26 protein-coding genes are annotated in these 24,092 nt (G+C 70.9%); 15 read left to right on the forward strand and 11 right to left on the reverse strand.

Going from position 1 to position 24,092, the window contains the following annotated elements:
• The 3 genes from CLV70_RS16040 to CLV70_RS16050 all read right to left on the reverse strand — a co-directional run.
• Window positions 1-899: CBM96 family carbohydrate-binding protein (locus CLV70_RS16040; protein WP_245908269.1), on the reverse strand; the 899-nt coding region annotated here is incomplete at its 3' end.
• A 234-nt stretch (window positions 900-1,133) separates the two neighbouring features.
• Entirely contained in the window at window positions 1,134-1,535 is a 402-nt protein-coding gene (locus CLV70_RS16045) for a response regulator (protein WP_106127318.1), read from the reverse strand.
• Window positions 1,536-1,608: 73 nt separating this feature from the next.
• Entirely contained in the window at window positions 1,609-3,201 is a 1,593-nt protein-coding gene (locus tag CLV70_RS16050) for a S8 family serine peptidase (protein WP_106127319.1), read from the reverse strand.
• Between the two features lie 232 nt (window positions 3,202-3,433).
• Between CLV70_RS16050 and CLV70_RS16055 the strand changes: the two genes are divergently transcribed.
• Window positions 3,434-3,658, forward strand: a complete 225-nt coding sequence (locus CLV70_RS16055) for a DUF7455 domain-containing protein (protein WP_106127320.1) — start codon at window positions 3,434-3,436, stop codon at window positions 3,656-3,658.
• 77 nt (window positions 3,659-3,735) lie between these two features.
• Window positions 3,736-5,541 carry a PAS domain-containing sensor histidine kinase gene (locus CLV70_RS16060; protein ID WP_106127321.1) on the forward strand — a complete coding sequence of 602 codons (1,806 nt, stop codon included), beginning with the start codon at window positions 3,736-3,738 and terminating at the stop codon, window positions 5,539-5,541.
• 7 nt (window positions 5,542-5,548) lie between these two features.
• Here the strand turns inward: CLV70_RS16060 and CLV70_RS16065 are convergent, their stop codons facing one another.
• The 8 genes from CLV70_RS16065 to flgN form a co-directional block, all read right to left on the reverse strand.
• The gene (locus CLV70_RS16065; RefSeq protein WP_245908270.1) at window positions 5,549-6,415 is read right to left on the reverse strand and encodes an SRPBCC family protein; all 867 of its coding nucleotides are present in this window, start codon (window positions 6,413-6,415) and stop codon (window positions 5,549-5,551) included.
• Between the two features lie 74 nt (window positions 6,416-6,489).
• Window positions 6,490-7,242 carry a hydrolase gene (locus tag CLV70_RS16070; RefSeq protein ID WP_106127323.1) on the reverse strand — a complete coding sequence of 251 codons (753 nt, stop codon included), beginning with the start codon at window positions 7,240-7,242 and terminating at the stop codon, window positions 6,490-6,492.
• Window positions 7,243-7,338: 96 nt separating this feature from the next.
• Window positions 7,339-8,916 carry a methyl-accepting chemotaxis protein gene (locus CLV70_RS16075; RefSeq protein WP_106127324.1) on the reverse strand — a complete coding sequence of 526 codons (1,578 nt, stop codon included), beginning with the start codon at window positions 8,914-8,916 and terminating at the stop codon, window positions 7,339-7,341.
• A 40-nt stretch (window positions 8,917-8,956) separates the two neighbouring features.
• Entirely contained in the window at window positions 8,957-9,199 is a 243-nt protein-coding gene (gene csrA, locus CLV70_RS16080) for a carbon storage regulator CsrA (protein ID WP_106127325.1), read from the reverse strand.
• Between the two features lie 80 nt (window positions 9,200-9,279).
• On the reverse strand, window positions 9,280-9,678 hold the full coding sequence (gene fliW / locus CLV70_RS16085) for a flagellar assembly protein FliW (protein WP_106127326.1): 399 nt from the start codon (window positions 9,676-9,678) through the stop codon (window positions 9,280-9,282).
• Window positions 9,679-9,719: 41 nt separating this feature from the next.
• The gene (locus tag CLV70_RS16090) at window positions 9,720-10,637 is read right to left on the reverse strand and encodes a flagellin N-terminal helical domain-containing protein (protein WP_106127327.1); all 918 of its coding nucleotides are present in this window, start codon (window positions 10,635-10,637) and stop codon (window positions 9,720-9,722) included.
• Window positions 10,638-10,648: 11 nt separating this feature from the next.
• The gene (gene flgK, locus CLV70_RS16095) at window positions 10,649-12,031 is read right to left on the reverse strand and encodes a flagellar hook-associated protein FlgK (RefSeq protein ID WP_106127328.1); all 1,383 of its coding nucleotides are present in this window, start codon (window positions 12,029-12,031) and stop codon (window positions 10,649-10,651) included.
• Window positions 12,031-12,516, reverse strand: coding sequence for a flagellar export chaperone FlgN (gene flgN, locus CLV70_RS16100; RefSeq protein ID WP_106127635.1), 486 nt, complete (start codon window positions 12,514-12,516; stop codon window positions 12,031-12,033). The genes flgK and flgN overlap by 1 nt, the downstream gene beginning before the upstream one ends.
• Window positions 12,517-12,769: 253 nt before the next feature.
• On the opposite strand from flgN, the gene CLV70_RS16105 reads away from it, so the two are divergent.
• The 13 genes from CLV70_RS16105 to CLV70_RS16165 all read left to right on the forward strand — a co-directional run bounded on the left by CLV70_RS16105 (window position 12,770) and on the right by CLV70_RS16165 (window position 24,066).
• Window positions 12,770-13,909 (forward strand): flagellin N-terminal helical domain-containing protein, encoded by a 1,140-nt coding sequence (locus tag CLV70_RS16105; RefSeq protein ID WP_106127329.1) that lies wholly within the window; start codon window positions 12,770-12,772, stop codon window positions 13,907-13,909.
• 150 nt (window positions 13,910-14,059) lie between these two features.
• Window positions 14,060-15,511 (forward strand): flagellar filament capping protein FliD, encoded by a 1,452-nt coding sequence (gene fliD / locus CLV70_RS16110; protein WP_106127330.1) that lies wholly within the window; start codon window positions 14,060-14,062, stop codon window positions 15,509-15,511.
• Window positions 15,512-15,528: 17 nt separating this feature from the next.
• Entirely contained in the window at window positions 15,529-15,921 is a 393-nt protein-coding gene (fliS, locus tag CLV70_RS16115) for a flagellar export chaperone FliS (RefSeq protein WP_245908271.1), read from the forward strand.
• A gap of 6 nt (window positions 15,922-15,927) precedes the next feature.
• Entirely contained in the window at window positions 15,928-16,251 is a 324-nt protein-coding gene (locus CLV70_RS16120) for a hypothetical protein (RefSeq protein WP_106127332.1), read from the forward strand.
• A gap of 189 nt (window positions 16,252-16,440) precedes the next feature.
• Window positions 16,441-16,788, forward strand: coding sequence for a flagellar basal body rod protein FlgB (flgB, locus tag CLV70_RS16125; protein WP_106127333.1), 348 nt, complete (start codon window positions 16,441-16,443; stop codon window positions 16,786-16,788).
• Window positions 16,789-16,793: 5 nt separating this feature from the next.
• Window positions 16,794-17,189 (forward strand): flagellar basal body rod protein FlgC, encoded by a 396-nt coding sequence (locus CLV70_RS16130; RefSeq protein WP_106127334.1) that lies wholly within the window; start codon window positions 16,794-16,796, stop codon window positions 17,187-17,189.
• A gap of 2 nt (window positions 17,190-17,191) precedes the next feature.
• Window positions 17,192-17,509, forward strand: a complete 318-nt coding sequence (fliE, locus tag CLV70_RS16135) for a flagellar hook-basal body complex protein FliE (protein WP_106127335.1) — start codon at window positions 17,192-17,194, stop codon at window positions 17,507-17,509.
• A gap of 1 nt (window position 17,510) precedes the next feature.
• On the forward strand, window positions 17,511-19,112 hold the full coding sequence (gene fliF / locus CLV70_RS16140) for a flagellar basal-body MS-ring/collar protein FliF (protein ID WP_106127336.1): 1,602 nt from the start codon (window positions 17,511-17,513) through the stop codon (window positions 19,110-19,112).
• A 32-nt stretch (window positions 19,113-19,144) separates the two neighbouring features.
• Complete coding sequence (fliG, locus tag CLV70_RS16145) at window positions 19,145-20,170, forward strand: flagellar motor switch protein FliG (protein ID WP_106127337.1); 1,026 nt, start codon at window positions 19,145-19,147, stop codon at window positions 20,168-20,170.
• The gene (locus CLV70_RS16150; protein ID WP_245908272.1) at window positions 20,154-20,828 is read left to right on the forward strand and encodes a FliH/SctL family protein; all 675 of its coding nucleotides are present in this window, start codon (window positions 20,154-20,156) and stop codon (window positions 20,826-20,828) included. The genes fliG and CLV70_RS16150 overlap by 17 nt, the downstream gene beginning before the upstream one ends.
• Window positions 20,825-22,132, forward strand: a complete 1,308-nt coding sequence (locus tag CLV70_RS16155; RefSeq protein WP_106127339.1) for a FliI/YscN family ATPase — start codon at window positions 20,825-20,827, stop codon at window positions 22,130-22,132. Before CLV70_RS16150 ends, CLV70_RS16155 begins: the two co-directional genes overlap by 4 nt.
• A 285-nt stretch (window positions 22,133-22,417) precedes the next feature.
• The gene (locus CLV70_RS41040; protein ID WP_245908273.1) at window positions 22,418-23,116 is read left to right on the forward strand and encodes a flagellar export protein FliJ; all 699 of its coding nucleotides are present in this window, start codon (window positions 22,418-22,420) and stop codon (window positions 23,114-23,116) included.
• A complete protein-coding gene (locus tag CLV70_RS16165) occupies window positions 23,113-24,066 on the forward strand; it encodes a transglycosylase SLT domain-containing protein (protein WP_106127340.1) in 954 nt (317 codons plus the stop codon). Before CLV70_RS41040 ends, CLV70_RS16165 begins: the two co-directional genes overlap by 4 nt.
• Window positions 24,067-24,092 lie beyond the last annotated feature (26 nt).

Genomic DNA, 24,092 nt, shown 5'->3' on the forward strand with positions numbered 1-24,092 from the left:
TTGTGGTATGCGTGGAAGATCGCGGCGGTCCGTCCGGTGGTCTGCTCCCACGCCTTCAGCGCCTGGTCACGCGGGGTGTCGGTGAAGCCGCCGGCGGCCGCGCCCCAGAGCACGCCGCAGGAGGGCACCAGCATCGCGTCCGTGACGCACCCGCCCGGCGGGGTCGTGGTCGGCGGCACGGTCGTGGGCGGCGTGGTGACCGGCGGAGTGGTCGTGGGCGGAGTGGTCGTGGGTGGCGTGGTGACCGGCGCCGTGGTCGGCGGGGTGGTGACCGGGGCCGTGGTCGGCGGGGTGGTGGGCGTGGCCGGGGTGGTCGTCCTGACGACCGTGAGCCGCAGCTCCGGGCCGCCGGTGGCCGGGTCGCCCTGCTCGAGCGAGCGCAGCCGGGTGACGGCCGTGGTGGACGCCGACTTCAGCGCGAACGCGTACGTGCCCGACCTGGTGACCACCTTGGACAGATCGAAGGTCAGGGTCTTGTCGGTGGCCTTCGGCTTGATCGAGGCGATGGCCTTGCCGGTGGCCGGCGCGTTCGCCGCGGTGATGCTCTTCTCCGACCAGGTGGCCGCCACCGGGTAGACGGTGAGGGTGGCCGCGACCGGCTTGCTCTCCACCGGCAGCCGCAGCTCGGCGCGCCGCACGGTCACGCCGGCGGCGAGCTTCGGCGCGAACTTCAGGTAGGAGACCCGGGTCTCGCCGCCCTCCTTGCCGACGACCAGCTTGTCGGCCTGGCCGAAGTTGACGCTGCGGCGCGTGCTCGACGTGTACGTGTCGTCGCTGCTGAGCACGCTCACCGTCGTGGTGGCCGTCGCGGCGTTCGCGGTGCCCGCCAGCGCGAAGCCCGCGCTCACGGCGACCACGCCTGTCACGGCAACGCCGATCTTCCCCCGCCTGGCAGTCACGTCCGGTCCCCCTGTATGTCGATGAATCGCTGTCTGACACCAGGTTCGACAGGGGCGGGTGCTGGTCCGGCTTGCGTTCGGGTGCAGCCCAGGTGCCGCTCCACCGGATGGGGGCCGGGCGGCAGGGAGCGGCGCGGATGAAGGGCTTTCCGGCCGGAACCACGGCACCGTCCGGACAGACGAAAGCGCCGCCGGACGGAGGTCCGGCGGCGCTTCGGGCGTGCTGTGGATCGGTCAGGTGGTGGGTGCCTTCTCGGCCAGGATCACCCGCAGCGCCTCCAGCAGGAGGTCCGCGGTGAACGGCTTCTTCACGAGGAGCGAGTCCTCGTTGATCAGCCCCTTGGTGACGGCGATGTCCTTGGGCAGGCCGGAGATGTAGACGACGCCCATGTCGGGGCGCAGTTGCGTGCAGGTGCGGGCCATCTCGCCGCCCGAGACGCCGGGCAGGCCGAGGTCGGTGACGAGGACGTCGATGTCCCCCGGGTGTTCCCGGCAGACCGTCAGGGCCTGGTCGGAGTCGCCGGCCACCAGGGTCGCGAAGCCCCGGCGCTCGAGCATCCGGCGCATGATGTCACGCAGATCCTCCTCGTCGTCGACGACGAGGACGGTGGGACGCTCCTCCGGAACTTCCGTCATGAGAGCCTCCTGGCAAAGGTGAGACATTCACGCTATCCGCGGGCACCGGCCCTGGTTGCCGCTTTCCGCACAATCAGAGTGTGAGCTTCCACCGGTCCAGGGTTCCCCTGGTGGTGCCGTAGGTGTCCTTGACCCGCAGCGTCCACTTACCGTTGCGGGCGGTGCCGGACAGGTCGATCGCGTACGTGTGCACGATGTCGGCCCGCCTGTCGGATTTCACCGCCGCCTTGAGCGTGTACGTGACCCCGGCCGGGCTGGTCAGCGCCACGGCCAGCGACCCCCGGTACGCGTGCCGCACGGTCACCGCCACGGTCGACGCGGAGGACGCCGGCCCGGTGCATCCCGAGACGGTCCTGACGCTGGTGGCCGTGGACTTCTTGCCGACCGGGACGTCCATACCCATGACGAAGGGTCCGCAGGCACCTCCCGTGACCGGCGGGGTGGTCGTGGCCGTGGAGAGGAAACCGGTGTACAGGAGCTTGTTCACCGAGCCCGTGCCCCGGGCCGCCACCTTGCCGGCCGTCGCGTTGTCCGTGAGCGCGGCGCCGACCTGCGCCGGCGTCCACTCCGGGTGCGCCGCGGCCACCAGGGCGGCGGCACCGGCCACGTGCGGCGTCGCCATCGAGGTGCCGCTCATGATCGCCGTCGCGGTGTCGGACGACGAGCCGGCCGAGGTGATCTTCGCGCCGGGGGCGAAGACGTCGAGGCACGAGCCGTAGTTCGAGAACGACGCGCGGGTGTCGGTGCTGTCCGTGGCGCCGACCGTGATCGCGGCCGGGGCGGACGCCGGCGAATAGCCGCAGGCGTTCCTGCTGTCGTTGCCGGCGGCGACGGCGTAGGTGACGCCCGACGCGATCGACTTGGCCACCGCGGCGTTCACGGCGGAGCTGGCCGGACCGCCGACGCTCATGTTGGCCACGGCCGGCTTGGCCGCGTTCCGGGTGACCCAGTCGATGCCCGCGATGATCGCCGAGTACGGGCCGGCACCCTTGCAGTTCAGCACCCGTACGCCGACGAGCTTGACGTCCTTGGCGACGCCGTACGTCCGGCCGCCGATGGTGCCGGCCACGTGCGTACCGTGGCCGTTGCAGTCCTGGGCGGTGCCGTCGTTGTCGATGAAGTCCCGGCCGTAGCTCGCCCGGCCGCCGAACTCGGCGTGCCCGATCCGGATGCCGGTGTCCAGCACGTACGCGGTCGCGGCCGCCGCCGAGGGGTACGTGTAGCTCTTCGACAGCGGCAACGCCCTCTGGTCGAGCCGGTCGAGACCCCACACCGGGTTCGCCTGCGTGGTGTCGGCGAGCGTGGCGACCGCGTCCTGCTCGACGTAGTCGACCGCGGGGTTGGCGGCGAGGCGGCGGGCCTCCAGCGGCGTCATGCCGGTGTGGAAGCCGCGTACGGCTGAGGTGTAGCTGGCGAGCACCCGGCCGCCGTAGCGGGAGGTGAGCGCGCGGGAGACGGCCGGCACCTCGGTGGCCCCGGCCTTGAGCACCACGATGTAGCTGCCCGGGATGGCTCCGGCACCGGCCGCGCGGACCGTGCCGAGGGGCAGCGCGCCCGGCGTCCCGGCGAGGGCGCTCCCCGCCGCGCCGGTCACCACCGCGGCGGTCGCCAGGGCGGCGGTCAGCGCGAAGCGTGCGGCCCGGCGCCGCCCGTGGTTGCTCGTCATACTCGGGTCCCTCCTGGTACGGACAGCGTCGGACATCACCGGAGCGGAACAGGCATGCCGGCGGCGTCTGGGGGGAAATGCTCGGGAAGGGGCGGAGCCGCCCCGGGACCTCGGAGGTTGCCGGTGGGTTGCAGCGGTGGCGTCCGGGGCCGCAAGGCTAAGTCGTCCCCCGGGCGGGCCGAAGTACCCGCTGTCAGGACCGCTTGCACCGCCACCGAGCAAGGAGAGCGCTATGACCACAGTGATGTCGCCCGAGATCGTCGTCGTCGACTCGCTGGCCGAGCGCTGCGACCGCTGCGGCGCGGCGGCGAAGCTCGAACTGAGCCTGGCGGGCGGCGGCGGCCTGGCGTTCTGCGGGCACCACGCGAACAAGTACGCAGGTCAGCTCGCGCCGGTGTCGGTCAAGGCAGCGGTCGAGAACGGCTTCGCCTGGGCGGGGCAGTCTCACCCGGCGTGACCACTTGATCCCATCCGCCGCGATATGATCACTCCCTCACACTTGGGCCGGAAAAGCCCATCTTTAGAGGGGTTCCGGTGCAGATCGCGGCGCAGAACGTGGGGAGGCTGTCCCGGCTCGCCGCCGGCGGCACCGGCGTCGCCGTCGCCCTCTCCGGCACCCTCGGCCTGGCCCTCTCCCGGGCCGGCACCACCTATTCCGAAGCGTTGACGACGAGCCCGGCAGCCGCCCTGATGGCCGCCGGGCTCGCGCTCTTCCTGCTGGCGCCGCCGGCTACCGGGCGGGCGGCGCGGGTTCTGGCGTACGCGCTGGCGGGCGTCTCCGTGGCGCTGGGTGCCGCGGTGCTGCCCCGGCATCCCGCGGCCGGGGTCGCCACCATGCTGAGCGGGCTCGCCCTGGCCTGCCTGGACCTGCGGGTCGAACGCCGCTCCGGCGATCCGGTGCGCTACCGGGTCGCCGATCCCCTGCTCGCCGGCAGCGCCGTCATCGCGCTGGTGGCGCTCGTGCCACGGATGTTCGCGCCGACGTTCCCGGACGGGCCGCCGCCGGAGAGCCTGATGTCGGCGTACCACGCGGGGGCGCTGTTCGCCCTGGCCGTCGGCATGGTGCTGGCCCGGCCCGAGGCGGGACCGCTGCGCACCGCCGCGGCGGCCGGGCCGGGCGTGAAGGTCCGCCGGATGCTGCCGGCCGTCGTCGCCGTACCCGTCATCGCCGCCCTGGCCAGCGCGCTCGCCGTCCGTACGGGAATCAGCCGGCCGGCCGCCGCCGTCAGCACCGGCACGGTCCTCGCCGGGCTGGCGCTCATCGGTCTGGTCGGGTTCCTGGTCCGCTCGCTGGAGGGTGCCGACCGCAAGCAGCGGGAGCTGGTCTCCGAGCTGCACGAGCGGCGCGACTTCGCGGACACGCTCCTCCAGTCGATGCACGAGGCGGTGATGGTCCTCGACGCGAACTACCGCGTCATCGACGTGAACCGGCGCTGGCGGGAGCTGACCGGCCGGGACTCCGGCGAGGACGGCGCCGAGTCCACCCTGCCCCCGGCCGGCACCCGGGACTGGGTGATCCGCCGCGCCGACGGTACCGAGGTGCCGGTGCTCGCCACGATGGCGGCGATCCCGGACCGCGCCGGGCGCCCCCGCGGTTACGTCGCCACGTACGTCGACATCACCGACCGCAAGCGCGCCGAGGACGAGCTGAGCAGCCGGGCCGCCGAGCTGGAAGCGGGCAACGAGCGGCTCGCGGCGGCGCTCGCCTTCAAGAACGACCTCACCTCGATGCTGACCCACGACGTCGCGCAGCCGATCAGCTCGATCGCCAGCCTGGCCGAGCTGCTGCACGCCGACTGGGCGGACCTGCCCGACGACATCCGGCTCGAGCTGGCGTCGAAGATCGACAAGAACGCCCACCGGCTGATCCGGATGATGAACGACCTGCAGCTGCTCTTCCGGCTGGACACGGGCGCGGTCACCGCCCGGCGGACCCCGGTGCCGGTCCGGGAGGTCGTCGCGGCCGTGACCGAGGAGCTGGGCTGCACGGCGGACGTCGTGGTCGCGGCGGACGACGACGTCTCGGCGCTCGCCGACCGTCAGCACGTGTGGCACGTCGTCCGCAATCTGCTGTCCAACGCGCTCACCTACGGCGAGTCGCCGATCGAGATCCGCGCCGGACGCGACGCCGAGTCGGTGGTGCTGATCGTCGAGGACCGCGGCGGCGGTATCCCCGAGGAACTGCTGCCCAACCTCTTCGACCGCTTCATGCGCGGCGCCGGGCTCGGGCTGTTCATCGTGCGCCATCTCGTGGAGGCGAACGGGGGCTCGGTCCGCTACGAGCGGGCCGAGCCCCGGGGTGCGCGCCTGATCGTGACCTGGGAGGCGGCTTCCCTCTGAGCGCGGGCTACCAGCTGCCGCGCTCCTCCTCGTGGATGACGCCGTCGCCGCGGCCGTCGCGCGCGCCCATCGCCTTGCCGCCCATCCGGGCCGCGGCCGAGCTCTGGCCGGCGGGCCGGGTGCCGGCCGCACCCCCGCGGACGGACGGGGCGCCGACGATGCGGCGGCCGGGCGCGAGGACGTCGTCGAGGTCGTGCGCGCTGCGGATGCCGGGCGCCGAGGTGATGTCGACCGTGGTCCCGGCGTTCGGGGTGCCGAGGGCGGCGGTGCCCGCGTTCGGGCGCAGGGTGCCGAGGCCGTCGTCGTGGGCGTTGCTGAACTCGCCGGCGCTCGTACCCCAGCCGGCGCCCGGTCCGGGACGGCCGCCGCGGGCGCGGCCCGCCACCGAGGCGGGCGAGGCGTACGCGCTACCGGTGAGGTTCTTGGAGCTGGCACCGGACAGGTGGCCGCCGGTGCCCAGCTTGCCGGTCTCGATCAGGCCCTTGAAGGTGGTCAGGTCGGCCTTGAGACGGCGGCTCAGCGCGTCCTCGCCGTGCCGGTCCCCCGGGAGCAGGAACGCCGCGTCGGCCTCGAGCTGGGCGACGATCTGGGTACGCGTCTCGCCCATCGGCCGCAGGGTGATCGTCTCGGCCATCCGAGGGCCGTCGACGGTCGCCCAGGCCACCCGTTCGTCGAGGGAGCACTCGACGATCCGGGCGTCGAACTCCTGGCGGCGCCCCTCGACGTCCATGACCCAGTGGGTCCGGCCCTCGCCGACCGGGATGACCTGCTCCACACCGGTCATGAAGCGGGGGTAGTTCTCGAAGGTGGCGAGCTGCTCGTACACGGCGTGCAGCGGTGCGCTGATCTCGACGGCCTGCTGGACCATACTCATGGCATCTCTCCCATGCTGAAGTGCTGGCATGACAGAGCGTACGTAGATGACTACAGTCGGCGTCCGGTTTCCCGTCAGACTCGGCGCAGGTACTGCCAGTGGCCGACCTCGGCGGCGTACCGCGCGTCACTGGCCGCCACCATCGCCACATCGGCCTCACGCAGCATGGCGATCACCCGGGGCGACGGACTGCGCCAGGCCTCGCTGATCTCGACGGCCGTACCCGTGGACCGGCAGGCCTCGGCGAGCGCGCCGAGGATCTCCGGGGTGACCGCCGAATCGTCGATGCCGACGTGCGCGAGCAGGCTCAGCGGGCGGGCGAGCTGGGTCGGCGCGTAGCGCGAGGCCCGCTCGACGCCCCTGATGGTGGCGGTCACGACGATCTCGGCGACCTGCTCCGGCACGAGCCGGCCCGCGGTCAGCAGCGCGCGCACCTCCCGGGCGCCGGCCGGGCCGTCGGCGAGCGGCAGCCGGGAGATCGCCACCGACACCGCCTCGAGGTTGCCCAGGTCGGCGGGCCACGCCAGCCAGCCGTCCTGCTGGACGATCTCGACCTCGGCGGCGACGCGCAGGGTGATCTCCGTACGCCGCCGGGCCCGGCGCACCGCATCCGCGTACGCGGGCAGCCACGTCGTGTCGGGTCCCACCTGGTCGGCGAAGGTCAGCGCGGTCAGGCCGGCCCGGTCCGCGGCGGAGACCACCACGCCGACGCTGTCCCGTCCGGCCGCGAAGCCGGTGTGCACGTGGGCGTCGGCCCGCAGATCGAGGGCGGACGCCGGCGCGGCGAGGGTGGTGCCGTCCATGATCGATTCGCGCTCTGCACCCACGATGTCTCCCCGACGCCGTCCACCGGACGAGTGCCTCCCGTCCTTGGGGAAAACTGTGCGGTGCGGGTGTTGTGGACCGGGGCCGCACCAGGTGCATTACGGGTGCGCGGCCGCCTCGAGCCGGAAATTGCCGACCTGGTTGCGCAGCTCCTCCGCGGTACGGGCGACTTCCTCGCTGGCCAGCCGGCTCTGGGTGACGCCGTGCACGGCACCCGAACCGGCCCGCGCGACATCGGCGATGTTCGTGGCGATCCGGCCGCTGCCGGAGGCGACCTCGCTGATGCTGCGGCTCATCTCCCCGGTGGTGGCGGTCTGCTCCTCCACGGCGCTCGCGATGGTGGTCTGGAACTCGTTGATCTTCCCGATCACCTCGCTGATCCGGCTGATCACCTCGACCGCCCCGGCGGTGTCGGCCTGGATCGCGTTCACCCGCGCACCGATGTCCTCGGTCGCCCGCGCGGTCTCCTGGGCCAGGTCCTTGACCTCGCTCGCGACCACCGCGAACCCCTTGCCGGCGTCGCCCGCGCGGGCCGCCTCGATCGTCGCGTTGAGCGCCAGCAGGTTGGTCTGCTCGGCGATCGACGTGATCAGCTTGATCACGTTGCCGATCTCGGCCGAGGACTCGCCCAGCTGCCGGACGGTGCCGGTCGCCTGGGCCGACTCGGCCACCGCGACGGCGGCGATCCGCACCGCCTCGCTGGTGTTGCGGGAGATCTCCCGGATGCTCAGGCCCATCTCCTCGGAACCGGCGGCCACCGTCTGCACGTTGCGCGAGATCTCCTCGGCCTCGGCGGACGCCGCGGACGTCCGGGCATCCGTCTCGTGGGCCGCGTCGGCGATCTGGGCGGCCACGGCGGAGAGTTCGGTGGCCGCGCTGGCCAGCGTCTCCGAGTTCTGACTGATGGTGCTCAGCGACCGGCGGATCGCCTCCGTCGCCCGGTCCATCCCGGCCGCCATCCGGCCGATCTCGTCGCGGCTGGTGATGCCGGTACGCCGGGTCAGGTCCCCGTCCGCCATCGCGTCGACCACCTCGCCGAGGCGGCGGACCGGCCGGAGGATCGACCGGGCCAGCGGTACGGCCAGCGCGAGCAGCAGCGCCAGGCAGAGCAGCACCACGATGACCGTGGCCGTACGGGCGCCGGTCACGGTGGCGTCCATGTCGGCTCGCTCCCGGCCGATGGCCGCGTCCACCTTCTCGTTGAGGGCACCCAGCTTGTCGTCGACCGCGTGGTTCCGCTCGGCGATCTGGTCGATGTTCGCCGTCGCGTTCGCACCGCCCGCACCCGCCTGCTTGACGAAGTCCGAGATGAACGCGCCGAACGCGGTCACCTCGGGGCGGATCTGCCCGAACTCGGCGGCCAGATCGGCCGGCAGCCCGGCGTTCTCCACCGCGTCCGCGGCCTCGGTGGCCGACACCACATCGTCGGCGACGTCCTGCGTGACGTCCTGGCCCAGGGCCGCCCGGTACGCGTCGACCTTAAGTTCGCTCTGCCGGGTGTCGAGATGGTTGAGCGCGCCCATGCCCGCCTCGAGGCCCCGAACCCGGTCGGCCTGCTCGACCAACGTCGACTGGCTGGCCCAGGAGCCGATCGCGAGGACCAGCAGCCCGACCATGCCCGCGACGACGATGAGGCCGATCCGCTTGGCGATACCCAATTGCATCAATCGGGACATGAAGCTCTCCTTTGAGCGGCCCGAGCCCCGTGCTCCGGCCTCAGTCGGGCTGGGCGGCCGGGCGCAGCATGTCGGAGACGGCCTGCACCGCGTCGTCGTCGGGAGACGCGGCCTCGCGGTTGGCGGCCTTCAACTCGTTGTAGACCTCCTCGCGGTGCACCTGCACGTCGCGTGGGGCCTTGATACCGATGCGGATGACGTCGCCGCGCGCCTCGAGGACGGTCACGACGACGTCATCGCCGATGATCACACTTTCGCCGGCCCTCCTGGTCAGCACCAGCATCGTTTCTGCCCCTTCTCCATCCGTGGACAGGACATGTAGCAACCGGGTCGCGAGCTGTCACGCGACCGGGGCGGAAACCGTCAGTAGGTCCTGCGCATGACGGCACGGACCGGCATGTTGCTGCCGTTGAGAACGACCTGCATGGCGCGACGGGTGTCGCGGTCCACGATGATGGGGGCGAAAAGGTTCGCGGTGGTCTCGTTGACGCCGGCGGTGATGACCACCATGACCAGCAGGCGGTCCGGGTCCTTGGTGTTGAGGGCCGCCAGGACGTCGTTCTCGATCTCCGGAGCGTAATCCGGGAAGAACGGCTCGGGCGGTGCCACCAGGAACCGCAGGTTCGGGTCCTTGATGGACGTGAACGCGAAGAGGAGGCCCTCCTCGTTGAGCCGGACCAGCACGAATTGCCGGTGCGCCGGGAAGCCCGGCATAGGCACGGCCATGTCGATGATCGGCATGTCCAGCGCGGTGTCGGTCATGGTTGCCCCAATCGGACGGGACGCGGTGCGAGTACTCATGGTCACCTCAGGAAATCGATGAGCGAGGGCTGGACCACCTTGGCCCCGGCGGCCAGGGCGGCCTGGTACGAGGTCTGCTGAAGCTGCATTTCCATGATGGTTTTCGGCAGATCGATGTCCTCGATGTCGGACAGCTGCGACGTCACGGACAACAACCGGTCCTGCGCGGATTCCTTCATCTGCGTGATCCGATTGTATCGAGATCCGACCTCCGCAATGGCCGATTTCAGGTTGTTCCCCGCCTTGTCCAGTTCCTGGAGGTCGGTCGTGAGTTTCGCGCTGTCGCCGGCCCGAACGCTCGCGGAAATGTTCTCCAAAACCTTGAACAAACCCGTGGTGTCGTCACCGAATGCCTCCGGGCCGGTGAGGTCCACGCGCACTTTCACACCCGAGCCGACGGTACGGGACACGCTGGTGGTCGAGGCGTTGTTCGGGTCGTACGCATTGCCGGTGAAGACGCCGTTCTGGTCGTACGCGACCGGGTCGGGCGTGTTGCCGCCGAAGACCGGACGGTCCAGGTACCGGGTGTTGGCGTACGAGATCAGTCCACTGCGGACCTGGTCGATCTCCTGGGCGAGCGCCTCGCTGGCCTGCACGCCGTTCGTTTGCAGGTTCATCGCTTGCACGGTGAGGTCGCGGGCCCGGTTGACCAGGCTGGACGCGCTGGTGAGCGTGTCCTCCAGGGTGCCCATCCAGCCGAGGCCGTCGTCGGCGTTGCGGGTGTACTGCTCGCTCGTGCGGGTCTCGCTGCGTAGCTGCAGCGCGGAGACCGTGCCGGCCGGCGAGTCGGACGGCCGGTTGATCTGCTTGCCGCTGGACAGCTGATCCTGGAGCTGGCCGCCCTTGGCCAGGTTGCGCTGAAGGTTCGCCAGCACCCGGGTGTGGATGCTGCGCTCGGTGACCCTGCCGCCGCCAATCATGGTTCTACTCCTTACCTTCCGACCAGACCGGTGCGGTTGATGAGCTGGTCGAGCATCGAATCGATCGTGGTCAGAACGCGGGACGCGGCCTCGTAGCCCCGCTGGTACGTGAGCAGGTTCGTCATCTCCTCGTCGAGGTTGACGCCGGCCTCGCCCTCGCGGGCGGCGTCCACCTGCTCGGTCACGACGGCCTGGATCTCGGCGCGCCGGGCGGAGCCCTGCGAGGCGACCCCGAGCCGGCCGATCATGCCCTGGTACTCGCGGTCCGGGCCGGTCGCCGAGTCACCGATGTCGGCGATCGCGTCGGCCACGGAGTTGTCGCGGGTCCCGGCGGTGGCCGACACCGCCACCTTGTCGGGGTCCTTGATGAGGACCTTGATGGTGCCCGCGGTGGTGCCGCTGAAGAAGTTGAGCCCGGTGCTGCCGTCGGCGCTGAAACCGTTGGCGTGCTTGGCGTTCACCGAATCGACCAGGTTCTTGGCGACCGAGTCGAGGTCGTCCGACAGGTTCGGGATGATGGTCGTCATCGTGTCGATGGCCGAGCCCACCCGGCCGCCGGCCTGGGCAGGCTGCTTGATGTCGACCCACTGCAGCCGGACCGGGTCGACTCCCTGGTCCTCGAGCCGGCTGGCGCCGACGAACTCCACGTCGCGCACCAGGGTGCCGCTGACCAGCGTCTGCCCGCCGATGAAGACGTCCAGGCCGCCGTTCTCGCGCTTCGCCGCGGTGGCGCCGGTGAGCTCGGCGAGCCGCATGGCCAGCACGTCGCGCTGGTCCTGGAGCTCGTTCACGGTCAGCCCGGACGCACTCGCCTTGACGATGCTGTCGTTGAGCTGTGCCACCGACCGGGCCGTCGTGTTGATCTCGTCCACGTACGCGCTCATCTGGGTCTCGTTCTGCTTCCACTGCCGCGCCAGCGCCTCGTGCGCGCCGTTGAGCTGATCGGCCACCGTGGAGCTCTGCTGGATGAGGGCGGAGCGGGGCGCCGCGAGTTGCGGGTTGTTGGCCACGTCGTTCCAGCTGCCCCACATGTCGCGCAGCTGGGCGGCAAGGGCGGTGTCACCGGGCTCGGCGAAGGTGTCCTCGATCGCCACGTACGCCGTGCTCTGGCTCGACAGGTACGAGCTCGCGGCGTGTTCCGAGCGTCCCCGGTTCTCCAGGTATTCGTCGCGCAGGCGCTGCACGGCGGTGACCGCCACGCCGGTGCCGAGGCCGTCGGTGCGGGCGTACATCGCCGCCGACAGCGAGCCGACCTGGGAGTTCATGTTCACCCGCTGCCGGGTGTATCCCTCGGTGTTCGCGTTCGCGATGTTCTGACCGGCCACGTCCAGCCCGCGGCGTTGCGCGTACAACGAGGTCAATGCGGTGTTGATGCCGCCGAAGCTGCTGCCCATCAGATCGCCTCATCCACCAGACTGGGGCGGCGTACGCCGCCCGTGACGGTTTGGCCCTGCCGGCCATACGTTTCCACGGTTCCGGCGAACGCGAGCATGGTTTCGCGAGCCGCCCGCTGTCCCGCGGTGAGCAGGTCGCGGTTGGTCTCGGCCATGGCGCTGATCTCGGATGTCAGGGTGAGGAAGGCCTTGCGGTGCTGGTGCAGCAGGTCGGACCAGGGCGCCGGGGCGGCGTCCGCCAGCTCGCCCAGCGACGCCTCCACGTTGAGCCCCAGCTCCTGCGCGACCGCCTGGGCGTACGCGGCCCGCGCCACCTCGGTCTGCCGGATCTGGTCCAGCACCACTTCCACCTCGCGGGTGGCGTGCGCGAGCCAGCGGGAACGGTTCGAGGCGAGCAGCAACTGCTCCTCCTCCAGCTTGAACAGCAACAGTTCCAGCAGCTCCCGGGAGCGCCACAGGACGCTGGACAGGTCGGTCAGGCTCACCGGCTCCTCCGTCTTCACTCGCGAGGCGGATCTCCGCTTCACCGGACCAGTCGGCAACCGATGGGTGTCCCTGAGGGTTGACGCGGGCCCGGTTGCAGATCGGTGCCACGCAGGTTTCCGCGTTCGCCGGACATATCCCGAAGAAATCTCAAATACTGCTCAAGGCCGGCGGAGCCCGGCCGATCACTAGTGGCGTAAGCAAATCGGCTCACGGACGGGCCGGCCAGAGACCCCACTCAAGGAGGAACTTCACATGGGTCTTCGCATCAACCAGAACATCGCTGCCCAGAACGCCTACCGCAGCCTCTCGGTCTCCGACAACCAGATGTCGAAGTCGCTCGAGAAGCTGTCGTCGGGCTTCCGGATCAACCGGGCCGCGGACGACGCCGCCGGCCTGGCGATCAGCGAGGGCCTGCGCAGCCAGGTCGGTGGCCTCAAGGTCGCCACCCGGAACGCACAGGACGGCGTCTCGGTCGTGCAGACCGCTGAGGGCGCTCTGAACGAGGTCCACTCCATCCTGCAGCGCATGCGTGACCTGGGCGTGCAGGCGGGTAACGACTCCAACAACGCCGACGCGCGGAGCAACATCGCCACTGAGGTCTCCAGCCTCAAGGACGAGCTGACCCGCATCTCGCAGTCCACGAACTTCAACGGCAAGAAGCTGCTCGACGGCACCGCCGGCACCATGAAGTTCCAGGTCGGCGCGGACGGCGACCCGAACAGCCAGATCTCGGTGGACCTGAGCACCGCCAACGTCAAGGCCGTCGCGGACGCCCTCGACACCAGCGGCACCGGCGCCATGTTCAAGGTCGACACCCCGACCTTGGTCACCGGTTCGCAGAAGTTCACCAACGGCACGGTCGACGTCGACGTGACGCTCGGCGCGGCCGGCACGTACAACACCGTTCAGGACGTCGCCGACGCCCTCAACAAGGACACCAACTTCCAGAAGACCTTCAACGCGCAGGTCAACTCGAAGAACGAACTTGTCGTGACGTCGAAGACCGGAGGCACCGTCACCGGTGGTGTCGCCGCCACGGCGGCCGCACCGGGTACCGGTATCACCACGAACGGTACGGCGGTGACCGGTGCGCTGGACTTCTCGACCGCGAACGGTGCGCAGAACGCCATCGACGTGATCGACCAGCAGATCGCCACCATCTCGACCGCTCGTGCGAGCCTCGGTGCCTACCAGAACCGGTTCGAGCACACCATCAACAACACCAACGTCGCCATCGAGAACCTGTCGGCGTCGGAGAGCCGGATCCGTGACACGGACATGGCTCAGGAGATGATGTCCTTCACCCGGTCGCAGATCCTGACCCAGGCCGGCACGGCGATGCTGTCCCAGGCCAACCAGTCGCAGCAGGGCGTCCTCTCCCTCCTGCGCTGACCCGGCGCGTGGTGATCCGCGCTCGTCGTAGCAAGGATCACCACTCCTGGAATGGCTCAGTCCACCGCACAGACAACCGAATAGACGGGCGGTCGGCGTCACTGCCGGCCGCCCGTTCCGTTCCAGCCCGACCGACGGAGGGATCGCCTCATGGCCAGCATTGACGGCCTCATCACCGGCATGAGCACCACGGACACCATCAACCAGCTCATGAAGGTCGAGGCAGCCCCGCAGACGGCGCTCAAGGCCAAGATCACCACGGCGAACAAGGTCGTGTCCGCGTACCAGAGCGTGAACAGCCGGCTGTCCAGCATCGCCTCCGCGGCCAAGGCCGCGGGCAGCGCGGACACCTGGGGCGCCATGAAGGCCACCTCGAACTCGACCGCCGCCGTCGTCTCCGCCCAGTCGGGCGCGGCCGCGGGCTCGATGAGCTTCCGGGTGGAGAAGCTGGCCGCGACCCACGTGATGACGTTCGCCGCCGGTTCGGTCACCTCGGCCACCGACGCGACGGGGTCGCCGGCGATCGCGGGCAGCACGTTCGACGTCACGCTCAACGACGGCACCACGAAACAGCTCACGCCGTCGGACAAGTCGCTGCAGGCCGTGGTCGCCGCCATCAACGGCGAGCAGAACGTGCCCTACAAGGCGGCCGCCGTGCAGATCGGGCCGGGCAAGTACACCCTGCAGCTCACCGCGAAGGAGAGCGGCCAGACCGCCGCCGACAAGTTCGACACCGCCGGCGTGCCGACCGGGCTCAGCCTGGGCGCCGCCTCGATCACCGTGCAGGGCGGGGACGCCGAGCTGAAGGTCGGCACGACCAACCCGTACTCGATCACCTCCGCCACCAACACCTTCACCGGCGTGATGCCCGGGGTGACCGTCACGGCCACCAAGGCCCAGGCCGTCGACGAGTCCGTCACCGTCAACGTCGGCGCGGACGCCGACGGCATCGCCGCCAAGATCCAGGCGCTGGTCGACAACACCAACACCGCGCTCAGCGAGATCGCCTCCCAGAGCAAGATCAAGACTTCCGAGGTCGCGGCCGGCCCGCTGGTGGGCGACAGCGCCATCCGCAAGCTCAGCCAGGACCTCCTCGGCACGATCTCGTCCGGCGCCGCGGGCCTCGGCAAGAACGGCGTGACGGCCAGCTACAGCGAGGTCGGCGTCTCGGTCGACCGCAGCGGCAAGCTCACCTTCGACAAGGCCAAGTTCATGGACGCGTACAACGCGGACCCGGCGCGTACGCAGAAGTTCTTCGACTCGTACACCGACAAGCCCGGCGGCGTCGCCGGCAAGTTCGAGCCGGGCTTCGACGTCGCCGTGGGCCTGGGCCGCAAGCTGGAGGCCGTCTCGCTGGTGGCCAGCGAGGGCGTGATCGACCCGACCGACCCCACCAAGGCGAAGCTGGGCACGATGCAGGCGCTCATCCAGCGCAACACCAGCTCGATCAAACTGCTCAACGACCAGGTCAGCGAGTGGGACATCCGGCTGGATCTGCGCAAGAGCGCCCTGGAGAAGCAGTTCTCCGGCCTCGAGGTCGCCCTCGGCAAGATGCAGCAGCAGTCCACCTGGCTGGCGGGTCAGCTCGCCGGCCTTGCCTGAGCGGAGCCAGTCCTTCCATGAACAACTCCTCACCGGCCATGCGGGCCCGCTACATCGCGGACTCCGTCGCCACGGCGTCGCCGGCCAAGCTGCTCCTGATGCTCTTCGACCGGCTCATCCTGGACCTCACCCGGGGGCAGGAGGCGCTCGAGGTGGGCAACCGGCCCGAGGCCAACACGCACCTCAAGCACGCCCAGGACATCGTCACCGAGCTGCACGTGTCGCTGAACATGGACGCGTGGGAGGGCGCGACGGGCCTGGCCGCGATCTACACCTTCGCGGAGACCGAGCTGGTGAACGCGAACGTGCAGGGTGATGCCCCGAAGGTCGCCGCGATCCGGGGGCTCATGGAGCCGCTGCGCGACACCTGGCGTGAGGCGGCGATGGCTGTCGCGGCGGCAGAGGGCTGAGACGTCATGGCCGACGAGTGGCGGCAGGCGTGGATCGAGGCGCTCGACGAGCTGGAAGCGGACGTCGAGGCCGTCGAGCGGATGATCACGGAGGAACATCGCGCCCAGGAGCTGGCGACCGCGACGCCGTGGGAGCCGCCCTCGGGGATCGGCCCGCTGCCGCTGGACCTGCGGCCCCGCGCCGACTTCATCCTGACCCGGCAGCTGGAGGCCGCCAAGGCGGCCGCGATGGCGATCACCGCCAACCGCCGGCAGACCGCCTTCGCCGCACGGGTCGAGGTGGGCACGGCCGGCAAACAGGTTCCCACCTACATCGACTGCGCCATGTGACCCACGAGCAACACCCGGAGAGACCCGGTACCCCGCGCGGGTGCCGGGTTTCTGCGTGCAACCGGGCAGCAACCGTTCCACGCTCAGCGGATCCGGCGACGGGCCGAAGCGAAAGGTACGAGCAATGGATTGCCCGTACCCGCAAGCCAAGGACCGGCGCCCTCGCACCACTGGGAAGGAATCGCCGCCGTGTTCGATGACGTCGCATCGTCCTCGCTCCGCGTCGCAGTCGCCGGCCTGTCCGCCCGGCAGAACGCCATCGCCAACAACATCGCGAATATCGAGACCCCCGGCTACCGGGCTCGTAAGGTCAAGTTCGAGGAGGCGCTGAGCAGCGCCGTCGCTCACGGCCAGTCGCCCTCGACGGTCTCGCCGAGCGTGCAGAACTCGCTGGAGCCGACGCGCCTGAACGGCAACAACGTCAACCTGGACGAGGAGACGCTCGCACACGTCGACACCACGATGCGCTACCAGCTGACGATCCGTGCCCTGGACGGCAAGTACGGACTCATCCGCGACGCGATCAAGGGGGCCTGAACCAGATGAGCACCTTCAACGCGATCGGCGTGGCCACCACCGGGGTCACCGTGTACCGCAAGTGGCTCGACGCGGTGTCGGACAACATCGCCAACATCGACAACGTCACCCGGACCTCCGAGAACGCCTTCCAGGCCCGTTACGTGGTGGCCCAGGAGGCGCAGGACGGCAACGGCGCCCAGGTCGGCGGGATCGCCTACGGCAGCGCCGAGGGCCGGCTCTCCTACGAGCCCGACAACCCGCTGGCCGACACCGAGGGCTACGTACGCCGCCCCGACATCGACCTCGGCACCCAGATGGCGCAGATGATGATGGCGCAGCGGTCGTACCAGGCGAACCTGTCCGTGGTCGACCGGGCGCGCGACTCGTACCAGGCCGCGATCAACCTCGGGAAGGCCTGATCATGACCTCACCGATCGGCGCGATCGGGGCCGTCAGCGGCGTTTCCGGCCTGACCCCGGTCAGCGGTCTCTCCGGCACCGAGCAGGTCAAGGGGCCGAACACCGACTTCGCCTCGATGCTGTCGCAGGGGCTGGAGAGCGTGCAGACGGCCCAGTCCAAGGCCGGCGACCTGGCCGTGCAGGTGGCCAACGGCACCCTCCAGGACCCGGCGCAGTACACGATGGCGTCCACCGAGGCCGCCCTCGGCCTCCAGCTCACCATGGCGATCCGCAACAAGGCCGTGGAGGCCTTCCAGGAGATCATGAGGATGCAGGCCTAAGATGACGGACCGTCTCCCCGCGCCCGTACGCAAGGTCGGCGACAGCTTCAAGTCCTTCACCCCGGGGCAGAAGGCCGTCACGATCGCGACGGTGCTCGCCCTGGTCATCGGCGGCTACTTCTTCGCCACGTGGGCCGCGAAGCCGTCGTACTCCGCCCTGTTCAGCAATCTGTCCAGCAAGGACGCGAGCGCGATCGTCGAGTCGCTGCAGAAGACCGGCACGCCGTACGAGCTGGCCAACGGCGGCACGACGATCATGGTGCCCCAGGACAAGGTGTACGACCTGCGCCTGCAACTGTCCGGCGAGGGCCTGCCCGGGGACTCCGACACCGGCTACGCCCTGCTCGACCAGCAGGGCATCACCACCAGCGACTTCATGCAGCACACGAACTACCAGCGGGCCTTGCAGGGCGAACTGGCGAACACGATCAAGTCGATCGACGGCGTCGAGGCGGCCACGGTCAACCTGGTGCTCCCGCAGAAGGACGTCTTCGCCGACGACGCGAACAAGACCACCGCCTCCGTGCTGGTGCAGTCCGCCCCCAACAAGCCGTTGTCGACCCAGACCGTCGGGGCGATCGTCAACCTCGTCGCGTCGGGCGTGGAGGGCCTCGACCCGACCAACGTCACCGTGGTCGGCGCTGACGGCAAGATCCTCTCGAGCGGCGGCGGCCAGCCGCTGGGCACCGGCGCGGAGAGCGGCGCCGACTCGCAGACGGTCGCCTTCCAGAACCGCCTCAACGCGTCGCTGCAGAACATGCTCGACGCGGTCGTGGGCCCCGGCCACGCCGTCATCACCACCACCGCCGAGCTCGACTTCGACCAGACCCGCACCACGTCGGAGAAGTACTCGTCGAACCCGTCGGTCGCGGCGCTGTCCGAGAGCATCAGCCGGGAGGCGTACAACGGCAACGGCACCGGAGCCGGCGGCGTGCTCGGCCCGGACAACATCCAGGTGCCGAACGGCACCGGGGCCAGCGGCGGGAACGGCCAGTACGAGAACTCCAACACCACCCGCAACAACCCGGTCGACAAGGTCACCGAGGAGCGCAACCGCGCGCCGGGAACCATCAAGCGGCTCAACGTCGCGGTGCTGCTCGACGCCACCACGGCCGGCGCGGTGAACCAGGCCGACGTGCAGCAGCTCGTCAGCGCCGCGGCCGGCATCGACCCGACCCGGGGCGACACCGTCGCGGTCAGCGCGATGGCGTTCGACACCAGCGCCGCGACCGCCGCCAAGGACGCCCTGGCCGCCTCCGCCGCCGCCGAACAGGCGGCCAAGCAGACCGCGATGATCAAGACCGCGGCGATGGCCCTGGTGGTGCTCTTCCTGATCTTCCTGGCCTGGCGCTGGAGCCGGAAGGCGAAGAAGCGCAAGGCGCTGACCCCGGCCGAGCTCAAGCACCTCGAGGACATGCAGGCCGCCCTGGAGGCGCAGCGCCTGGCCGAGCTGAACGCGGCGATCCCCTCGCCGGCGATCGAGGCGGCGAACATCGTGCACGAGGCGCTCGAGGAACGGCAGCGCGAGATCGAGCAGATGGTCGAGGACCAGCCCGAGGAGATGGCCGCCCTGCTGCGCGGCTGGCTCGGCGCCGGCCGCTGATCACCACCCCCTGGGTTCAAGGAGGAACCGCGTTGACCTCACCGGCACTGACCACGACGTCGATGACCGGCCTGCGCAAGGCAGCCATCCTGCTGGTACGGATGGGCAAGGAGTATTCGACCCGGGTACTGGCGAGCATGAACGAGAGCGAGGTGGAGGAACTCTCCGCGGAGATCGCCCGGCTCGGCAAGCTGGAACCCGAGGTGGTCGGCGACGTCATCGACGAGTTCTACGCGATGGCCACCACCAAGCACGCCGGGGCCGGCGGCATGGCGTACGCCCGCGAACTCCTCGAGGCGTCGCTGGGCACCGAACGCGCACAACTGATCCTGGACCGGCTCCAGGCGTCGATGACCGACATGCCGTTCAACTTCCTCAGCCACGCCGACCCCCGGCAACTGCTGTCGTACGTGCAGTACGAGCACCCGCAGACCATCGCGCTGGTGCTGGCGCACATCCCGTCGGCGCTCGCGTCCTCGATCCTGTCCGGCCTCGCGCCCGAGGTGCAGTCGGACGTGGCGCACCGGATCGCGGTCATGGACCGGACCTCGCCGGACGTGATCCGGCAGGTGGAGCTGGCGCTGCAACGCAAGCTCTCCACGGTGCTCCAGCCGGACGAGCTGTCCACGGTCGGCGGGCTCCAGCCGCTGGTCGACATCATCAACCGCGCCGACCGCACCACCGAGCGGCTCATCCTGGAGGCGCTGGAGGCGCGCAGCCCGGAGATCGCCGAGGAGATCCGCCGGCGGATGTTCATGTTCGAGGACATCGTGAACCTCGACGACCGCTCGGTGCAGCTGGTGCTGCGCCAGGTCGAGCCCGCCGACCTCGCCACCGCGCTCAAGGGCGTCAACGAGGAGGTCCGCAACAAGGTCACCAGCAACCTGTCCGAGCGCGGCCGGGAGAACCTGCTCGAGGAGATGGACCTGATGGGCCCGGTCAAGGTGCGCATGGTCGAGGAGTCCCAGCAGAAGATCGTCTCGGTGATCCGCTCGCTCGAGGACTCCGGCCAGATCGAGATCCAGCGTGGCGGCGAGGTCGATGAGCTCATCGCCTGAGGACAAGCCGGTGCTGCGCGGTTCGGTGGCCGAGTCCGCCGCCGCCGCGCGGTTCGGCGTGGACCTGCGGCGCGGCGTACCCGCGGACAGCGCCCCGGTGGAACGGGCGAAGCAGGAGGCTCGTACGGCCGGCTACGCCGAGGGATGGGCGCAGGGCCGGCGGGCTGCGGCGCTCGACGCCCGGACTGCCGCGGAGCGGGCCCGGGCCGTCGAGCAGGCGCACGACCAGCGCCGGGCCGCCGCGCTCGCGCAGGCGGTCAACGCGCTCGGGCGGGCCGTGACCGGCCTGGAGACGCAGCTCATGCCGACCCTGCACGAGTTGCAGGAGGCCGTGCTCGCCCAGGCCTTCGAGCTGGCCGAGGCGATCGTCGGCCGGGCCATGGACGACCCCGAGGGCCGGGCCGCGGCGGCGCTGCGGCGGGCCATGAACGCCGCGCCGGAGCACGGCGACATCGTGGTCAGCCTGCATCCCGACGATTTCCGCAATCTGGTCGGCGCGGCAACCGACGCCGACTACAACTACGAGGGCCGGCCGGTGCATCTGCGCCCCGATCCGGCCCTGCGGCCCGGCGACGCCGTGGCCGAGACCGGCACGACCACGGTGGACGCCTCGATCGCCGCCGCCGTCGCCCGAGCGAAGGAAGCCCTGCGCCTGTGACCGACGTCTTCCGCAACCGCATCAACGCCGCCCTGCTCGCCGCGCAGCCGCTCACCCGGGGCAAGGTGACCGGCGCGGTGGGCCTGCGCGTGACGGTCAGCGGGCTGGAGGCGCGGGTCGGCGAGTTGCTCCGGATGGGCGAGGGCGACGACGCCGTCCTGGCCGAGGTCGCGGCCCTCGACGGCGAGCGCCTGTCCTGCCTGCCGCTCGGCCCGATCGCGGGCCTCAGCACGGGCACCCCGGTGATCTCCACCGGCGGGCCGCTGCGCGTGGCGGTGGGCCCGGACCTGCGCGGACGCATCCTGGACGGGCTCGGCCGGCCCATGGACGGCGGGCCCCCGCTGCGCGGCGACCTGGTCAGCATCGACGCGGCGCCGCCCTCGGCGATGGACCGGCAGCTCGTCGACGCGCCCATGCCGCTGGGCGTACGCGTGCTCGACACCCTCGTCCCCTGCGGCCGCGGCCAGCGCATCGGCATCTTCGCCGGCTCGGGCGTCGGCAAGAGCACGCTCATGTCCATGATCACCCGGGGCACCACGGCCGAGCTGAACGTCGTGGCCCTGGTCGGCGAGCGCGGCCGGGAGGTCCGCGAGTTCATCGAGCACGACCTGGGCCCCGAGGGCCTCGCCCGCTCGGTGGTGGTGATCGCCACCTCCGACACGCCCCCGCTGGTGCGCCTGCGCGCCGGCGCGGTGGCCACCCGGATCGCCGAATACTTCCGCGACGAGGGCGGCGACGTCCTGCTGATGATGGACAGCGTGACCCGCGCCGCGATGGCCCAGCGCGAGGTCGGCCTCTCCGTGGGCGAGCCGCCGGCCACCCGCGGCTATCCCCCGTCGGTCTTCGCCATGCTCGCCTCGCTGCTGGAACGCGCCGGGCCGGGCGCACGCGGCAGCATCACCGGCCTCTACACGGTCCTCGTCGAGGGCGACGACCACAACGAGCCGATCGCCGACGCCGCCCGCTCGATCCTCGACGGCCACATCGTCCTGGACCGCAAGCTCGCCACGGCCGGCCACTTCCCGAGCATCCAGGCCCTCGACTCGATCTCCCGGGTGGCCAACCGGATCACCACCCCGGAACAGCGCCACGACGCCACCGAGCTGCGCCGGATGATGGCCGCCCACCGCGAGATCCGCGAGCTGGTCGAGATCGGCGCCTACGTGCCGGGCACCAACCCGGAGGCCGACCGCGCGACGGCCATCTGGCCGCAGATCACCTCCTTCCTGCGGCAGGGCCTGGACGAGAAGGTCCCCGCGGACCAGGCCTGGGCGCAACTGCGCCAGCTGATCGCGGCGTCCTGACCCTTTCCGGTACGGCCACCGCACCGCGACCGTGGCACCCGGCGACCCACTGCCGGGCCGAGGCCGTTGCGCCCGCGCCGGGCCGAGCTGCCGGGCCGAGGCCGTTGCGCCCGCGCCGGGCCGAGCTGCCGGGCCCGCTCCGGCCGGACCGCCGGGCCCCGGGCGCGCGCCGAGCCGGGCCGGGCCCCGGGGCTCGCGCCGCTCGCAGGGTGCATGTCGGGTGCAGGCCTCAGCGGTCCCGGGTCCGCGCCGACCGGGTGAGTGAGAGTTCTTTTGGGAGGTCCCGTGAATCGGTTGTTCCGGCTCGGCCCCGTGCTGCGCGCCCGCAAGGCTCAGGAGGACGCCGCCCGCGGCGCGGTGATGCAGTCCCGCCAGGAGATCCGCGACGCCCAGGCCCTGGTCAAGCGTCGCCAGCTCGAACTGGCCGGCGCGGACGCCCCGACCGAGGGCACCGCGCGCGCCATGGTCGCGTCGCTCGTCGCCCGGCAGTCGATGGCAGCCACCCTCTCCGGTGCGCACCGCATGGTCACCGACGCCGAGGACCGCACCCGGGAGAAGGTCGCCGAGCTGGCCGACGCCGCCAAGCGCCACCGGGCGGTCGAGATGCTCGCCGAACGGCACGCCGAGACCGTACGCCGGCACGACCTCGGCGTGGAGCAGACCGCGATCGACGAGATGGCGGTGACCGCGAAGGCCCGCAACGCCGCCCGGGGCATCGCCGCCACCGGCGAGGAACGCGCCAGCTCGCTGCGCCACGGCGGCGGCAGCATCGCCGACCGCCGTTCGGCCGCCGCCCGCGAGGACGCCGCCCGCGAGGCCGCCAACTCGGTCGCCGCCCGGCGCCCCCGGCTCGACCTCGCCGACGCCCGGCAGTCCATCGACGCCGCCCGTACCCGGATGTCCCTTGGCGCTAAGCGCTCCCCGGCATCGGCCGAACTCGAAGACGAAGGACGCGCCGACGACGACCACGGGAGCCGCGCATGATCGGTGTTCAGGGAGTGCTGTCCCGCATCTCCGAGCTGCAGACCCAGCTCGGTATCGCCCCGCCCGTCACGACCGCGACCGCCCCGTCCGGCACGTCGTTCGCCAGCGCCCTCGCCGACGCCAAGGGCACCAGGAGCACCGGTGTCACCGGGCAGGCCGTGGTCGACGCCGCCAAGAAGTACCTCGGCACCCGGTACGTGTTCGGCAGCACCGATCCCGCGAAGGGGCTGGACTGCTCGGCGCTGGTGCAGCGGGCGTACAAGGATCTCGGCGTTGATCTGCCGCGCACCTCGCGCGAGCAGGCCCGGGTGGGCACGAAGGTGGACAGCCTCGCCGACGCCAGGCCGGGCGACATCCTGGCGTTCGACTCACCCGTCGACCACGTCGCCATCTACCTCGGCGGCAACAGGATGATCGCGGCGCCGAAGCCCGGCGACCACGTCAAGATCCAGCCGGTGTACGAGACCCCGACCCACATCCGCCGGGTGGCCGGCACCGCGGAGGCCACCCCCGGCACCGCTACCACGGCCGTACGCCCCGCCAGCCTCCAGAACCCCACGTCGCTGTCCGGCGTCCCGTACGCCGACATGTTCGTGCAGGCGGGCGCCAAGTACGGCGTCTCACCGAAACTGCTCGCCGCGGTCGCCAAGGTGGAGTCGGGCTACGACCCCCGGGCGGTGAGCAAGGCGGGCGCGCAGGGACTCATGCAGCTCATGCCGGCCACCGCGCGCGGGCTCGGCGTGGACAACTCGTTCGACCCCCAGCAGGCCATCAACGGTGCCGCGAAGCTGCTCAAGAGCCACCTGAAGGAGTTCAAGTCGCTTCCACTGGCGCTGGCCGCGTACAACGCCGGCGGCGGCAGCGTGCACAGGTACGGCGGCATCCCGCCGTTCGCCGAGACCCAGGCGTACGTGCCGAAGGTGCAGAAGGCCCTGGCCGCCCTCGGCTGAGGCGGCTCGGCGACGAGGAGACACAC

This window comes from Pseudosporangium ferrugineum (assembly GCF_003002065.1).
Classification (GTDB): domain Bacteria; phylum Actinomycetota; class Actinomycetes; order Mycobacteriales; family Micromonosporaceae; genus Actinoplanes; species Actinoplanes ferrugineus_A.